Origin of the sequence: Methylobacterium sp. WL12 (genome assembly GCF_008039475.1) — a bacterium.
Lineage (GTDB): Bacteria > Pseudomonadota > Alphaproteobacteria > Rhizobiales > Beijerinckiaceae > Methylobacterium > Methylobacterium cerastii.
Genome location: NZ_VRUW01000103.1, coordinates 1 through 13,685 on the forward strand (window position 1 = coordinate 1; position 13,685 = coordinate 13,685).

The following is a 13,685-nucleotide window of genomic DNA, read 5'->3' on the forward strand; positions in this document are numbered from 1 at the left end:
GCGCCTCTGGGCCAGGCTCAAAGAGTGGCGCGCCATCGCCACCCGCTACGAGAAGACTGCCGTCAGCTTCATGGGCGTCCTCTCCCTCGCAGCCGCCCTCGATTGGCTCAAGCGATGACACGCCCTAGGAGTTGCGTTTGATGTGGGTGTAAGATCCGTTTCGGTTAATCGATCAGAATTTGGAGGGACATAAGCAAGCGACTAACCGCCGGATAAAAACTTCGTAAGATTAGGATGCGGTATCGACGGTGCAGGCACTACTACCAAGTCTGTTTTTGTGGTCGCGCCAAACCGACTTTGACTGTTGGGACAGACCGTGTACTGACCTCGGACTGCCTCCCCCCAGCCCATGGGATGATGAACCATAAGCAGGATTTCGTTTCACTGATGTTCAGTTTTGAGCGACTCTAAGGAAGATCCACCCCCGGAGCCCCAACGACGCATGAGCATGTCCAGCCTCGGTCCCGACTCCTCGTCGATCCCTGCCAACGTCGACATTCCCAGCCACGTTCGCCGGCACTTGGGCAGCGAGTTGCAGGCTTACTATGTGGTTACCTGTGATGGCGGGCTTCCGCCGCGCCTTGCCCACCTCGTCGAGCGACTGGAGGCGGCCGTGGCATCGACTGGTGTCGGCGGCGGTGACTGGTTCCGCGATGACCTGATCCAGGCCGTACCGGCACTGAGGGGCTTTGCCTTTTCGCTCATCGGCGATGCGACCCGGGCGGACGACCTCGTGCAGGAGACGCTTGTGAAGGCCTGGAGCAGTCGCAAGCGTTTCATGCAGGGCACCAACATGAACGCCTGGCTTTTCACGATCCTGCGCAACCAGTTCTACACCGAAATGCGCAAGGCGAAGCGCGAGGTCGAGGACGCCGATGGCAATCACGCCGGCAAGCTCACGGCGCTTCCCGATCAGGGAGGCGTCGTGAACCTTCGAAGGCTTCGTGAAACGCTCGACCGTATTCCGGAAGCGCAACGTTCGGCGCTGCTGCTGGTGGGTGCGGAGGGCTACATCTACGAGGAGGCCGCCGAGCGTCTCCAATGCGCAGTCGGAACGGTGAAGAGCCGGGTCAGCCGGGCACGGGCCTATCTATCCCAGACGCTCGGGCTTAGCGGCCTAAACAACGCGAACGTCGCCGCCTGACCCTGCCATCAGGGCGCTACCATTGAGCGGGATCGACCGGCATCCTCATGTGGGAAGTTTTGGCAACACGCCGAAGTGTGGCGGTTATGGCATCGACGTATCGCGAAAATCTCTCCCACCTCCGAGGCGAGAGGATTTTTCAAATGACCAGAGTCGCCGCCGTCGTCCTGATGATTTCCGTGGGTCTCGGTGCCTGCCAGGGAACCGCGACCACGTCTCAGCCTACCGCCGCGATGCAGGAGGACCTGACCCGGCTCAAGGCCGACCGGGATGCCCGTCGCATCTCCTACACCGAGTGGGCAGAGAGGACCCGGGCGGCTGCGCGCTCCTCTGTGCCCCTCAGCCCCGAACAGGAGGCGGCGATGGAATATCGCACGCAGCTGGCCCGACGCGTCGATGCCGGCGACCTTACAGAGGCGCAGTTCGACCAGGAAAGCGCTCGTACCCTGCAGCGGCTCAAGGGTGGCAAGACCGCCTCTTGATCCCCGTGTTCCCGGGCATGCTTCTTCAGTTTGGCCGTGATCACCAGCACCTCGGCAACGATCTCGAAATGCAGCCGTGAACCGCAGTTACGCGGGCATAAGCGGCTTTGGCCTGTCTAGGTCCCGACGTGACGGACTCGAATACCGCCCCGAGGTCGATGAAACCGGACTGCCACGGGTTACGAATTTTGGGATGCCTGAAACCGGCCGAGGTCGATCAGCCGATCAGGACGACGGCCTTTCGCACGTGGGTTGGCTGATCGACCTGTCCGACGATGAAGTGGGCGACGTCGGCCCGCGCGATCAGACCGTTCCGCCACGACGAGGGTTCGGTGAGAACCTTGTAGCGGCCGATCGCCGATCCGGGTGTGAGAACGCCCGGCCGAACGAACGTCCAGTCGAGGCCGCTCTTGCGGATGCGTATCTCCTGCGCATCCTTGTCGTCGTAGGCGCGGCCGAAGACGAGACGGAATGGGACGCGCTGAAGCAGGCCGATGGCATCCCGGCTGTCGCCAGTGCCGAAGCCGGTGACGGCCAGGAGGCGCTTGACCCCGGCTTTCTCCATGGCCGGCACCAGCACGTTGGTCGCGTCCGAGAACAGCGTCACCGGGCCGAGCAGGTCCTTGACCGGCACCCCAAGCGCCTGGACGACGACATCAACGCCGTCGAGGGCGGCGGCGACATCGCTAGCCTTCAGCGCGTCGCCCGTAAAACGCTCCAGGCCCGCGCCGGACAGGGTCATGGTCGTGGCCGAACGCGCGAAGGCCCGGACGCGGTGTCCCGCCGCGAGCGACGCTTTCACGGTCTCCAGGCCGATACCCTTGCTGGCGCCGATGACGAGGACGTGGGCCATGGTCGTTTCCTGGATGGCGGGTTGCGCGACAAGACCCGATCAACCGCCGATGCACCATGCGGTCGCTTGACGGGCTGGTCTACGATTCAATGGCCAAGCTGTTCTGCAATCCCGAGATCTCGCTGGCATGCCACCAGGCGTTACAGAAGACCGCTGACCGAACGCGGCTAGGTGGAAAGTCTCAGGATCACGGCGGACGACCCGACGATGTGCGCCAGGGTTACCAGGACGGACCCTGTATGAAGGACCTTGAAGCGTGTGCGATTGCCGACGTCGGTCGCCCCATTGATCGCCGGCATGAGGACTTGGCGCGCGAGCAGTGCCGTGAGAGCGATCAATCCCAGTATGAGTGCGGACGCGGTATCTATGGCAGCTGTCAGCGCCGCGCCGCCAAGGGCGCACGCTATGACGAAGAGGTAGAAATGCGGGAAGGCGCGGCGCAGGAGGGGGCCTGCCGCGTCGGCTGGTAGCGCGCTGAACAGGAACGATGCAAATCCGAACGAGTACAGGACCATCCCGCCGAACAGGAGGGCCGATACAAGGATAGCCGCTTGCGAAAGCATTGTTCCAAACCTCAATAACTTCAACTCGCCCTCTTGGGCGGCATTCGGTTCGCCCGGCCGCAACACCCTTCGCTTCGTCGTGAAACGCTTCTCCGCTCCGCGGACGAGGTAAAGGGTTGACCGGCGCTCAGATCGAGTCTTCCGGTTTCTGTTTCGTGCAGGCCATGAACACATCGCTGATCGCTAAGTCGGCATGCGCACTCATGCCTGCAGCGTCATTGATACAAGACAGCACATTCTTGCGCGGAGCACTTCCTTCGCTGGACTTCTCCAGTTGCTGCAGTAGGCGGTCTCTATCTGCCCCCGTTGCGGCACTCCAATCGCGCAGGGTATCCTGCTGTTGCAAGGCCAACGCTGGCGTCGCAATCGATGCCAGTATCAAAATCAGTAAAAAGCGAACTGGCATCTTGAATATCTCCCAATCAAGGTGTTAATAGAATATTCAACGTTTATTTCTTCATGTCCATTTGAAAGGCGTTGCTAAAAATCACAGCGGCGGTAATCCAAGTGCCAATCGCGTTTTCCGCTAGCACCCGCTTGTAAGCTGACGTGACTTGCCGTGGACCGCGCTGGGCAGCGAACCTCGTTCCAGGTTGCATCAACGCTATCTGTGAAGCCGAACTGCGTTGACGATGCGCCTTACCACCGCACGTGGCCGACACCGAGGCCTTGGAGCTGGATCTCGCCGCTAGCGCCTACAGCTCCTCATAAGCCGGTAGGTTAGATTTTATTCGCAGCGGCCTGGCTTCTATTGGCCGCATGCGCTTTTCTCCAGTCGTGACCAGATCCGTCCTAGGTGTGTTTGGCGGATCAAGTTCTGCGGTGTGCCCAGCCGGTCACGAGCGAACGTCGACTGCCGCACTTGGAGATCCATACCGATGCGTACTCATCTTCTGGCAGTCGCCCTTGCAATCATCCTCCCCACCTTCTCCGCGCACGCCCAGGATGCGGCTGCCGGTGAGAAGGTCTTCACGGCCTGCAAGGCTTGCCATGCCCTCGGGAAGAATTCTGTCGGGCCAAACCTTGTCGGGGTCGTCGGACGCAAGGCCGCTTCCTACGAAGGCTACAACTATTCCACCGCCCTGAAAGAGTCGGGCATTACGTGGGATGAGGCCAATCTTAAAGAATGGCTGACGGGGCCTGCCGCTAACAAAGTCAAGGGCACCAAGATGGTCTATCAAGGCTTAAAGGACGACAAGAAGGTCGCGGATGTCATCGCCTACCTGGCAACATTGAAGTAGGCGCCGCCGAAGCCCTTGCCGAACGTCTTCATAGTCGGAGGCTAAGGAAAGGTCGGCCGCCGGCTTACGCGCATCCTCGACAATAGCAGCCATATCGTCAGGTTGCTCAATCGGAGGCCGCAACAGGCGGGAGGCATCGCTGCCTTGTGAGCGATGGTGGTTCAGGATGAACTGACCGAGATTTCCTTTGATGCTCTGGCCGCGCTGATGGCCGGCAGCGACGCGGCGGTAACCCTGACCCAGCAAACTGGTCCGCACTAAGTGCAATTTTTTCAGGCATCCTGAGCCCTGGAGGAGGGTGGACGCTATGCCTCGCAAACGCTGCAGGAACGACCAGATCGCATTTGCCCTGCGGCATGCGGAGAACAGTCAGACGGTGGACGAGGTTGACCGGAAGATGGGCGCGTCCGAGCCGACGTTTTACTGTTGGAAGAAGCAATTTGTCGGCATAGGCGTGCCGGCGTTTCGACGGCGCAGGCAGTAGTGCGGTTGAGGAGGCTGCCCGGACGAGGTCCGGGCAGCCTGGCGTGGCCTTACGAAAGGCTACTTCGGCATCAGGACGGTGTCGACGACGTGGATAACGCCGTTCGACTGCATCACGTCCGCGATGGTGACAGTGGACATGCCACCTTTGCCATCGATGAGCTCGATCTTACCGCCCTTCTCCTCGGCGGTGAGGCTGCCGCCCTCGACCGTCTTCAGCATGGCCTTTCCACCGCCGGCCTTGATCGCCTTCTGGAGATCGGCCGCCGTCATCGTGCCGGCCACCACGTGGTAGGTCAGGATCTTGGTCAGCGTGGCCTTGTTCTCCGGCTTGACCAGCGTGTCGACCGTGCCGGCCGGGAGCTTGGCGAAGGCGGCGTTGGTCGGCGCGAACACGGTGAACGGACCCTTGCCGGAGAGCGTGTCAACGAGGCCGGCAGCCTTGACGGCTGCGACCAGGGTGGTGTGGTCCTTCGAGTTGACCGCGTTCTCGACGATGGTCTTCGACGGGTACATCGGCGCCCCACCGACCATCACCGTCTTCTCTTCCGCCGCCTGGGCCGCTGAGCCAAACGCGCCGACGCCCGTGAGCGCCATGGCGACGGTGAGGCTTGCGACCTTGAACATGCGAGTCATGCGTATCTCCGAGTTCCGACCCCGTCATGCGGGGTCATCGCTCGCTACGGCCTTCTACGAAGAGAAGTTTCAAAACAATCACAGGCGCCGACAGAATTCCTCGACGCTTTTTTTTCACTGTTTGCCCCAGCATCAAGGGGAAAATCAGCGTGGCCCGCTTGGGGCGATATCGTTGCGCTGCCATAGCCGTGACACGGAGGCCTTTTCAGATCGGACGTTCGATAGGGACTGAGGGCTATCGGCGACTCTGAATGAGAAGCCCAGTGCTCTCTTCAATCCATGTCCCGCGAGGTCGACGATATTGGGGTCGTGCCGAACTGGAACTGTTTGGTGACGGCAGCGCTTAACTGAAGGCGTGCGATCCCCGCGTTTAATGGGACACGACATGCTTATCGTGTATCCGCCTAAATTATATGCGAACCATCGATTGTAGCCGCCAAGATTAATTAGTAAACAATGCCTCTATTTGAAATTATGCGAGATCGTAGATTGGAAGAATTGTACTGCTATTTTTCGATGTTCTTCTCGCATCAGATCTATTACGGCACCCGCCACTGCGTTTTCGGGAGCGCGCTAAAGGCGAAGAACTTCGAGTTCCCGTCGGCAGGTCTCGCCGAAGTCGGCGAGGGGGTCCGCGTCTTTCCCCTGTCTGATCCTGTCCTGGATCTCGGCGAAGGTCAGGTTCGGCGAGGCGTAGATGTCGACCACGCGCGACAGCAGCCGCTCGGCCGCCTCGATCACCGGACGTGTCGATCTCAGGCGCATGCGACCGATGATGGCAAACATGCCGACGACCACCTCCGGCCCCTCCGGATCGTGCGTGATCGCGTCGGCCAGACACTTCGACGCCTCGGCGATGAACTCGTCGTAGAGCGCCTCGCGCTTTCCCGCTTCCTGTGCCTGCCATTGCGCCTTGCGCGCGCCGTTCTGGGTCAGCCACGTCGTCACCAGCGACGAGGCCGCGCCCACGAGGGAGCCGGCCAAGCCGGTGGCGGCCGTAAGGACCGCGATTTCCATGACGTCCTCCTGATCGAATCTCAGCGACCTTCGCCTGCGCGACCGACGACGAGGGTCCGTTCAAGCATGTCGAGGTGGGCGTCGAAGTAGGCGGCCATATCCATGGGGTAGGCATCCCCGAACTGCGTGCGCCAGATCGAGGCGGACACGGCCGCTGCCATCATCAGGTTCGGGAACTCGCTAGCGGCGACAGGCCGGAATTCGCCGCGTTCCACACCGTAGGCGAGGACGGCGGCCAACCGGGCGTTCACCGGCCCGATGACCTCGTCGTGCCACCGCACAGCCAGTTCCGGAAAGCGCGTCCCGTCGGCTAGCAGCAGCCGGAGCAACTCCCGGCCGCGTCGGTCATGGACCAGGGCGTCGTAGACGAACCGGAAGTAGGCCCGGAGGATCTCCATCGCCGGGCCCTTCGGATTGGTCGCCAAGCTGGCGAGTAGGTCGAGGGTGGGCTGCACCATTTCCTTGAAGGTGGCGACGAAAAGATCCTCCTTGCTCGGGAAGTAGAGGTAGACCGTGCCCTTCGTGATCCCGGCGCGAAGGGCCACGTCGTCGACCCGCGTCCCAGCGAAGCCCTTGAGGGCGAACTCCTCGAACGCCGCCTCCAGGATCTCGCCCGGTCGCGCTTCCTTGCGCCTCTGCCTCGGTCCCACCGCCGCCTTGCTCATCTCATTCCCTGTTGACTGACTGGTTAGTTATTAGTAGATCATGGGCATCCCGGCAAGCGCGTCGCCTTCATGGCCGCGTGGCCGTACGGGACAACCCCTTCGCCCCATCCAGGGGCACCGGAATGGCCGTCGCCCCCCGGGAGCGACGGCCGAGAAGGAGCGGCTGCTTCGCCCCCTCGCAGCCGCTCCTTCGCCCCCCCCGTCCACGCGGGTGATACGGAGCCCGATCCCATGATGACCCGCCTGACCCTTCTTTCGGTGGCGCTGCTCGTCGCAAGTGATGCGGTTGCGACCGAGGCGGTCTCTGTGAAGACGGTCACCGCGGTCCGCGCCCCGGTCTCGGAGGACGTGGTGCTGAGCGGGGACATCCAGGCGAAGTATCTGTCCAACGTCTCCTTCCGCGTGACCGGCAAGATCTCGGAGCGCCTGGCCGAGGTCGGGGACCATGTCCGGGCCGACCAGGTCATCGCGAGGCTGGAGACGCAGGAGCAACAGGTCAACGTCGACACCGCCCAGGCCGCTCTCAACTCCGCCGAGGCGCTCCTTATACAGGCCAAGGTGAACTTCGAGCGCCAGCAGACCCTGATGAAGAGCGGCTACACCACCCGCACCACCTACGACGGGGCGGAGCAGCAGCTTCGAACGACGCAGGCGTCGGTCGATTCGGCCCGGGCGGCCCTCGGTACGGCCAAGGAGCAGTTCACCTACACCGAGCTTCGGACCGGCGTGGCCGGCATCATCACAGCCCGCAGCGCGGAGGCAGGCCAGGTGGTCTCCTCTGGCCAGACCGTGTTCACGCTGGCGCAGGACGGAAGCCGCGACGCCGTCTTCACGGTCCCGACCATCCTGCTGGAGCCGCCCCCCGAGAGCCGGAAGGTCGACGTCTCGCTCCAGGCCGACCCGCGCGTGACCACAGTCGGGACCGTGCGGGAGATCTCCCCCACCGTCGACACGAACTCCGGCGGCGTCCGCGTGAAGATCGGTCTCGACGCGGTGCCGGCCGGGATGTCGCTGGGGGCGGTGGTGCTCGGACGTGCCCGCCTGCGCCCGCGGGATGCGGTGACGCTGCCGTGGAGCGCGCTCTTCCGATGGAAGGACGCGTCGGCGGTGTGGGTCCTCGACCCGGGAACGGGGAGCGTGTCGCCCAAGCCCGTCGAGATCGACCGCTACGAAGGCTCGGGCATCGTCCTCGCCGGTGGCGTCGAGCCCGGCGAGGAGGTCGTCACCGCCGGCATCCAGTTCCTGTCACCGGGCCGAAAGGTCACCGTCGCCGGAAAGGGCACGCCGTGAGACGCCTCGTCCTCCCCATCGCCGCCCTCGTCGCCCTTTCGGGCTGCAAGGAGCAGAAGGCCGAGGCCCCGCCGCCGGTCCGCCCGGTCCTGACGACGACCGTGGCACTGGAGGAAGCCCGGACCTTCGGCCCCTTCGCGGGCACGGTCCAGCCTCGCTACGAGAGCCAACTCGGCTTCCGGATCGGCGGTCGCATCGTCGCCCGCGACGTCTTCGTCGGCGACCAAGTCGCCAAGGGCACGCGGCTTGCCGCCCTTGATCCCACCGTGCAGCAGTTCGCCCTGGTGCGGGCCCGCGCCGACGTGGCCGATGCCCAGGCGCAAGTGAAGAACGCCTCGGCCGCCGAGGGGCGGCAACGCATCCTGTTCGAGAACAACAGCGCCGTGACGCAGGCCCAGCTCGACGGGGCGGTGGCCAATCGCGACACCGCCGACGCCCGGCTGGCCCAGGCCAAGGCCGCCCTGCAGAAGGCCACGGACGAGCTCGGCTACGCCACGCTCACCGCGGGCTTCGACGGCGTCGTCACGGCGTGGAGCGCCGAGGTCGGGCAGGTGGTCCCGCCGGGGCAGGTGGTGGTCACGATGGCGCGTCCCGACGTGCGCGAGGCCGTGGTCGACATCCCGGACGATCTGATCGGCGAAATGCCGAAGGACATCGAGTTCACGGTCAGGCTCCAGGAGGTTCCCGAGGTCACCGCCAGGGCCCGCGTGCGCGAGATCGGTCCCCTGGCCGAAGCCTCGACCCGGACGCGACGCGTGCGCATGTCCCTGATCGATCCGCCCGATGGTTTCCGCCTCGGCAATACCGTCACGGTCGCGTTCGAGCGGCCGGTCTCTCCGCGCTTCCCGGTGCCGTTGACGACCCTCGTCGAGGACGACGGCCACGCCGCGGTCTGGGTCGTCGCCCCGGACGGCAGGACCATAAACCGCCGCGAGGTCACGATCCTGGAACGCGAGGAGGGTCGCGCCTTCGTCGGGACCGGTCTCAAGGCCGGCGAGAAGGTCGCCGTCGCCGGCGTCCACGGCTTCACCGAGGGCCAGGCCGTCCGGCTTCCCGAGACCGACCTCTAGGCCCGATCCGCCGCGGTCTTCCCCTCCAATCGCCCTTTCCGTTCACCCGCGGGTCCCGGACCTGTCGAGCCGCGCAAGGATGCGCCGATGAAATCCTTCAACATCTCGGAATGGGCGCTGTCCCACCGGTCCTTCATCTGGTTCCTCATGGCCATCGCGCTGTTGGCCGGGGCCATGGCCTACACCAAGCTCGGGCGCGAGGAGGACCCGGCCTTTGCGATCAAGACCATGGTCGTCCAGGCCCGCTGGCCGGGCGCCACCATCGACGAGACGCTGCAACAGGTGACCGAGCGCATCGAGAAGGAGGTCAAGCAGATCAACGCGGTCGATTACACGAAGAGCTACACGACCCCGGGCCAGACAACCGTGTTCGTCAACCTTCGCGAGACCACGCCCCCCAAAACCATCCCGTGGCTGTTCTACCAGGTGCGCAAGCGCCTCGGCGACATCCAGGGCACGTTCCCGCAGGGCGTCCAGCCGCTGGGCTACAACGACGAGTTCGGCGACGTGTTCGGCAACGTCTACGCCTTCACCTCGGACGGCCTCTCGATGCGTCAGCTCCACGACTACGTCGAGCAGGTGCGCACCGGCGTCCTGGCCGTGGAGAACGTCGGCAAGACCCAGGTCCTGGGCGCGCGCGATGAGGTGATCTACCTCGACTTCTCGGTGCGCAAGCTCGCCGCGCTCGGCATCGACATGCAGAGCGTCATCAACACCCTCCAGGCCCAGAACGCCGTCCAGCCCTCGGGCGTGGTCCAGGCCGGGCCCGAGCAGGTCAGCGTACGCGTCGGCGGGCAGTTTACGGACGAGAACAGCCTGAAGGCCATCAACCTTCGAATCAACGACCGCTTCTTCCGGCTCTCGGACGTAGCCGAGATCTCCCGCGGCTTCACCGATCCGCCCGAGGCGCTGTTCCGCTACGACGGCCAGCCCGCCATCGGGCTCGCCGTCGCCATGCAGGCCAGCGCCAACCTCCTGCACTTCGGCGAGGCGCTGAAGGATAAGATGCGCGAACTGGAAGCGGATCTGCCCGCGGGCGTCGGCATCCACCTCGTCTCCGATCAGCCCAAGATCGTCGAGGAGGCCGTGGGAGGCTTCGTCCAGGCTCTGGTCGAGGCGGTGGTGATCGTACTGGCGGTGAGCTTCATCAGCCTAGGGTGGCGCGCCGGCCTCGTGGTCTCGCTCTCCATCCCGCTGGTGCTGGCCATCACCTTCGTGATCATGGACGCCATGGGGGTGACGCTCCAGCGCATCTCGCTCGGCGCGCTCATCATCGCGCTCGGCCTCCTCGTCGACGACGCCATGATCTCCGTCGAGATGATGGTCGCGCGTCTGGAGGTCGGCGACAGCCTGCAGAAGGCTGCGGTCTTCGCCTATACCTCCACCGCCTTCCCGATGCTGACGGGCACGCTCGTGACGGTGGCAGGCTTCATCCCCATCGGCTTCAACGGCTCGTCGGCGGGCGAATACACCTACTCGCTCTTCGTCGTGATCGCGGTCTCGCTCCTCGTCTCATGGGTGGTGGCCGTGGCGTTCACCCCTCTGATCGGAGTGAAGATCCTGCCGAAGACGATCAAGGGCCACCACGACAAGCCGAGCCGCACGCTCTCGGCCTTCCGCGCCCTGCTCCTACCCGCCATGCGCCATCGCTGGCTGACGGTGACGTTCTGCGTCGCGCTGCTCGGGGCCTCCGTCTATGGCCTCGGCTTCGTGCAGCAGCAGTTCTTCCCGTCCTCGGATCGCCCTGAGGTCCTCGTCGACATGACGCTGCCGCAGAACGCCAGCATCGGCGAGACGCAGGCGCAGATGGACCGCTTCGAGAGCGTGCTGAAGGGCGATCCCGAGATCCGGCACTGGACGTCCTACGTCGGACAGGGCGCGGTCCGGTTCTACCTTCCGCTGGATCAGCAGCTCGCCAATGCCTTCTTCGGCCAGATCGTCATCGAGACGGCCTCCTTGGAAGCGCGCGGTCGCACCATCGCTCGCCTGAGCGAGGTTGCGAAGCGGGACTTCGTCGGCACCGACGTCTTCGTACACCCACTGGACATCGGGCCGCCGGTCGGACGCCCGATCCAGTACCGGATCGGCGGTCCCGACCTGCAGGTGGTGCGCCAGTCGGCAATGACGCTGTCGAACATCGTCGCCGCGAACGCCAGCCTGTCCGTCCCGACGCTGGACTGGAACGAGCCCGGCAAGGTGCTGAAGGTCGAGATCCTGCAGGACAAGGCCCGCCAGCTCGGCATCACCTCGAAGGACATCGCCACGATCCTCAATGGGGTCGTGGGCGGTGGCAGCATCACCCAAGTCCGGGATTCGATCTATCTCGTGAACGTGGTCAGCCGCGCCCAGGCCGCCGAGCGGCACTCCATCGATACGCTGAAGAGCCTGCAGGTCCCGCTCCCCAACGGTAGCACCGTCTCGCTGCTGGCTTTCGCCAAGATCCGGTACGCTCTGGAGCAACCCATCGTCTGGCGGCGCGACCGGCTCCCGACCATCACCATCAAGGCCACCATCAAGGACGCCACGCAGGCCGCCACGGTCGTGGCCGCCCTGAAGCCCGAGATCGAGGCGTTCCGTAAGACGCTCCCCCCGGGCTACGTCCTCGCGACGGGTGGCGAGGTCGAGGAAAGCGGGAAGGGTGCCGGTCCCATCGCGGCCGTGGCGCCCGTGATGCTCCTCGCCATGGCTTTCTTCCTCATGGTGCAGCTCCAGAGCATCCAGAAGCTCTTCCTGGTGGTCAGCGTCGCGCCCCTCGGCCTGATCGGCGTCGTGGCGGCCCTTCTGCCCTCGGGGGCGCCGCTCGGATTCGTCGCCATCCTCGGCGTGCTGGCCCTCATCGGCATCATCATCCGCAACTCGGTGATCATGGTCGCACAGATCGAGGAGTACGAGGCGACGGGCATGCCGAGGTGGGACGCGGTGGTCGAGGCGACCTGCCATCGCATGCGGCCCATTCTCCTCACCGCCGCCGCCGCCAGCCTCGCGATGATCCCCATCGCCCGCGAGATCTTCTGGGGGCCGATGGCCTACGCCATGATCGGCGGCATCATCGCCGGCACCTTCCTGACCCTGTTCTTCCTGCCTGCCCTGTATGTCGGCTGGTACCGGATCAAGCCCGGTCAGGGCGAAGGAAAGGCGGAGCCGGCCGCGGACCCGCATGGCCACGGACAGGTGCCGGCGTGATGCTCGTGGCCCACGACCCGATGGCATCGGCCACGCCGCCAGCATCGCCGATCCGCGCCCGGAAGGGCTCGGACCGCAAGGAGCGGCTCCTCCAGGCCGCTTCCCGCGTACTCCTGCGCCACGGCGTGCAGGCGCTGACGTTGGAGGCTGTCGCGCGGGAGGCGCGCACCAGCAAGGGCGGGCTCCTCCATCACTTCCCCAGCAAGGCGAGGCTGCGGGCCTCGTTGCTGGATGACCTCATCGCCCGGCTTCAGCGGGACCTGCTCCGTCTCTCGGCCGCCGATCCCGATCCGCGAGGACGTCGTCTGAGAGCTTACGTCCAGACCCTCGTCGCGCCGGACCCTGCCTGCGACCGGCCCGTCATCCTGGCGGCGCTGCTTGCCGACCCGGAGGCGCTCCGCCGGTGGCAGGGCTTCTCCGACGCATGGCTGGACCCGGACCTGAACGGCATCGAACCGGGCCGTGCCGACGCCGTGCGAGCTCTCGTCGAGGGCTCCTGGCTTGCCATCGCCCTTGGGCTCGGACCGGCCGACCCGGCCGGGCTGGCCGCGGCCCTGCAGGACCTTCTGCGGCTGGCCCAAGTCTGAACCGGCCGAGTGCGCGCGTGACCGACCCTCTGTCGAGGGTGAGCGAGAGGCTTACGATTAAGACCATGCCATTCGCAGGCCGGATACGGGCCGTCGTCGCAGCGACCGCCCTGTCGAGTCTCGGGGCCTGCGCCTCGCTTCCGCGGACGCCCTACACCGCGAGTGAATCCGCAGCGGCCGAGGTGGCGGGCATTCCCGGCGCACGGATCTTCGCCGACGTCCCCCTGGAACGGTACGCCACCTTCATGGGGACCCGGCCGCCGCGTTCGAGACCGTTCACATACCTGGCCCTCTCGGGCGGCGGCGGCGACGGCGCCTACGGGGCGGGGGTTCTCAACGGCTGGTCGGCGGCGGGAACGCGGCCCGAGTTCTCCCTCGTCTCGGGCGTCAGCACCGGAGCGCTGATCGCGCCGTTCGCCTTCCTCGGGGCGGCCTACGACCCGGTCCTTACCGAGATCTACACGAGCGGTG

Annotated in this window: 14 protein-coding genes and 2 pseudogenes; 10 read left to right on the forward strand and 6 right to left on the reverse strand. The window is 65.0% G+C overall.

From position 1 onward, the window contains the following. From FV226_RS24090 to FV226_RS24100, 3 genes and pseudogenes are all read left to right on the forward strand, one after another. Window positions 1–118, forward strand: a pseudogene (locus tag FV226_RS24090) (IS5/IS1182 family transposase); the annotation flags it as partial. Window positions 119–442: 324 nt separating this feature from the next. After that, window positions 443–1,144, forward strand: a complete 702-nt coding sequence (locus FV226_RS24095; RefSeq protein ID WP_147764904.1) for a sigma-70 family RNA polymerase sigma factor — start codon at window positions 443–445, stop codon at window positions 1,142–1,144. Between the two features lie 143 nt (window positions 1,145–1,287). Continuing rightward, window positions 1,288–1,626, forward strand: a complete 339-nt coding sequence (locus tag FV226_RS24100) for a hypothetical protein (RefSeq protein ID WP_147764905.1) — start codon at window positions 1,288–1,290, stop codon at window positions 1,624–1,626. A gap of 217 nt (window positions 1,627–1,843) precedes the next feature. Here FV226_RS24100 and FV226_RS24105 read toward each other — a convergent pair whose 3' ends face one another. The 3 genes from FV226_RS24105 to FV226_RS24115 all read right to left on the reverse strand — a co-directional run bounded on the left by FV226_RS24105 (window position 1,844) and on the right by FV226_RS24115 (window position 3,448). After that, complete coding sequence (locus FV226_RS24105; protein ID WP_147764906.1) at window positions 1,844–2,479, reverse strand: NAD(P)H-binding protein; 636 nt, start codon at window positions 2,477–2,479, stop codon at window positions 1,844–1,846. A gap of 167 nt (window positions 2,480–2,646) precedes the next feature. Further along, window positions 2,647–3,105, reverse strand: coding sequence for a DUF4149 domain-containing protein (locus FV226_RS24110; RefSeq protein WP_246688020.1), 459 nt, complete (start codon window positions 3,103–3,105; stop codon window positions 2,647–2,649). A 64-nt stretch (window positions 3,106–3,169) separates the two neighbouring features. After that, complete coding sequence (locus FV226_RS24115) at window positions 3,170–3,448, reverse strand: hypothetical protein (RefSeq protein WP_147750408.1); 279 nt, start codon at window positions 3,446–3,448, stop codon at window positions 3,170–3,172. A 472-nt stretch (window positions 3,449–3,920) separates the two neighbouring features. Here FV226_RS24115 and FV226_RS24120 point away from each other — a divergent pair, with 472 nt between their 5' ends. Beyond that, complete coding sequence (locus FV226_RS24120) at window positions 3,921–4,283, forward strand: cytochrome c family protein (protein ID WP_147764907.1); 363 nt, start codon at window positions 3,921–3,923, stop codon at window positions 4,281–4,283. Window positions 4,284–4,590: 307 nt separating this feature from the next. After that, window positions 4,591–4,764: pseudogene (locus FV226_RS24125) on the forward strand (transposase); the annotation flags it as partial. Window positions 4,765–4,826: 62 nt separating this feature from the next. On the opposite strand, the gene FV226_RS24130 reads toward FV226_RS24125, so the two are convergent. The 3 genes from FV226_RS24130 to FV226_RS24140 form a co-directional block, all read right to left on the reverse strand. Next, a complete protein-coding gene (locus tag FV226_RS24130; RefSeq protein WP_210246542.1) occupies window positions 4,827–5,402 on the reverse strand; it encodes a fasciclin domain-containing protein in 576 nt (191 codons plus the stop codon). 573 nt (window positions 5,403–5,975) lie between these two features. Next, entirely contained in the window at window positions 5,976–6,419 is a 444-nt protein-coding gene (locus FV226_RS24135; protein WP_147764908.1) for a hypothetical protein, read from the reverse strand. A gap of 20 nt (window positions 6,420–6,439) precedes the next feature. Next, complete coding sequence (locus FV226_RS24140; protein WP_147764909.1) at window positions 6,440–7,084, reverse strand: TetR/AcrR family transcriptional regulator; 645 nt, start codon at window positions 7,082–7,084, stop codon at window positions 6,440–6,442. A gap of 231 nt (window positions 7,085–7,315) precedes the next feature. Here FV226_RS24140 and FV226_RS24145 point away from each other — a divergent pair, with 231 nt between their 5' ends. The 5 genes from FV226_RS24145 to FV226_RS24165 all read left to right on the forward strand — a co-directional run. Beyond that, the gene (locus tag FV226_RS24145; RefSeq protein ID WP_147764910.1) at window positions 7,316–8,374 is read left to right on the forward strand and encodes an efflux RND transporter periplasmic adaptor subunit; all 1,059 of its coding nucleotides are present in this window, start codon (window positions 7,316–7,318) and stop codon (window positions 8,372–8,374) included. After that, window positions 8,371–9,444 carry an efflux RND transporter periplasmic adaptor subunit gene (locus tag FV226_RS24150; protein WP_147764911.1) on the forward strand — a complete coding sequence of 358 codons (1,074 nt, stop codon included), beginning with the start codon at window positions 8,371–8,373 and terminating at the stop codon, window positions 9,442–9,444. Before FV226_RS24145 ends, FV226_RS24150 begins: the two co-directional genes overlap by 4 nt. Before the next feature lie 87 nt (window positions 9,445–9,531). Then, the gene (locus FV226_RS24155; protein WP_147764912.1) at window positions 9,532–12,627 is read left to right on the forward strand and encodes an efflux RND transporter permease subunit; all 3,096 of its coding nucleotides are present in this window, start codon (window positions 9,532–9,534) and stop codon (window positions 12,625–12,627) included. Next, window positions 12,627–13,214, forward strand: coding sequence for a TetR family transcriptional regulator (locus tag FV226_RS24160; RefSeq protein WP_147764913.1), 588 nt, complete (start codon window positions 12,627–12,629; stop codon window positions 13,212–13,214). The genes FV226_RS24155 and FV226_RS24160 overlap by 1 nt, the downstream gene beginning before the upstream one ends. A 65-nt stretch (window positions 13,215–13,279) precedes the next feature. Next, window positions 13,280–13,685: patatin-like phospholipase family protein (locus tag FV226_RS24165; RefSeq protein ID WP_246691720.1), on the forward strand; the 406-nt coding region annotated here is incomplete at its 3' end.

What these genes read in the sequence shown, in the direction of transcription:
- FV226_RS24130 (WP_210246542.1), bottom strand. Translation starts at nt 5,402, where the DNA reads ATGACTCGCATGTTCAAGGTCGCAAGCCTCACCGTCGCCATGGCGCTC.
- FV226_RS24100 (WP_147764905.1), top strand. Translation starts at nt 1,288, where the DNA reads ATGACCAGAGTCGCCGCCGTCGTCCTGATGATTTCCGTGGGTCTCGGT.
- FV226_RS24155 (WP_147764912.1), top strand. Translation starts at nt 9,532, where the DNA reads ATGAAATCCTTCAACATCTCGGAATGGGCGCTGTCCCACCGGTCCTTC.
- FV226_RS24145 (WP_147764910.1), top strand. Translation starts at nt 7,316, where the DNA reads ATGATGACCCGCCTGACCCTTCTTTCGGTGGCGCTGCTCGTCGCAAGT.
- FV226_RS24160 (WP_147764913.1), top strand. Translation starts at nt 12,627, where the DNA reads ATGCTCGTGGCCCACGACCCGATGGCATCGGCCACGCCGCCAGCATCG.
- FV226_RS24120 (WP_147764907.1), top strand. Translation starts at nt 3,921, where the DNA reads ATGCGTACTCATCTTCTGGCAGTCGCCCTTGCAATCATCCTCCCCACC.
- FV226_RS24140 (WP_147764909.1), bottom strand. Translation starts at nt 7,084, where the DNA reads ATGAGCAAGGCGGCGGTGGGACCGAGGCAGAGGCGCAAGGAAGCGCGA.
- FV226_RS24135 (WP_147764908.1), bottom strand. Translation starts at nt 6,419, where the DNA reads ATGGAAATCGCGGTCCTTACGGCCGCCACCGGCTTGGCCGGCTCCCTC.
- FV226_RS24105 (WP_147764906.1), bottom strand. Translation starts at nt 2,479, where the DNA reads ATGGCCCACGTCCTCGTCATCGGCGCCAGCAAGGGTATCGGCCTGGAG.
- FV226_RS24095 (WP_147764904.1), top strand. Translation starts at nt 443, where the DNA reads ATGAGCATGTCCAGCCTCGGTCCCGACTCCTCGTCGATCCCTGCCAAC.
- FV226_RS24115 (WP_147750408.1), bottom strand. Translation starts at nt 3,448, where the DNA reads ATGCCAGTTCGCTTTTTACTGATTTTGATACTGGCATCGATTGCGACG.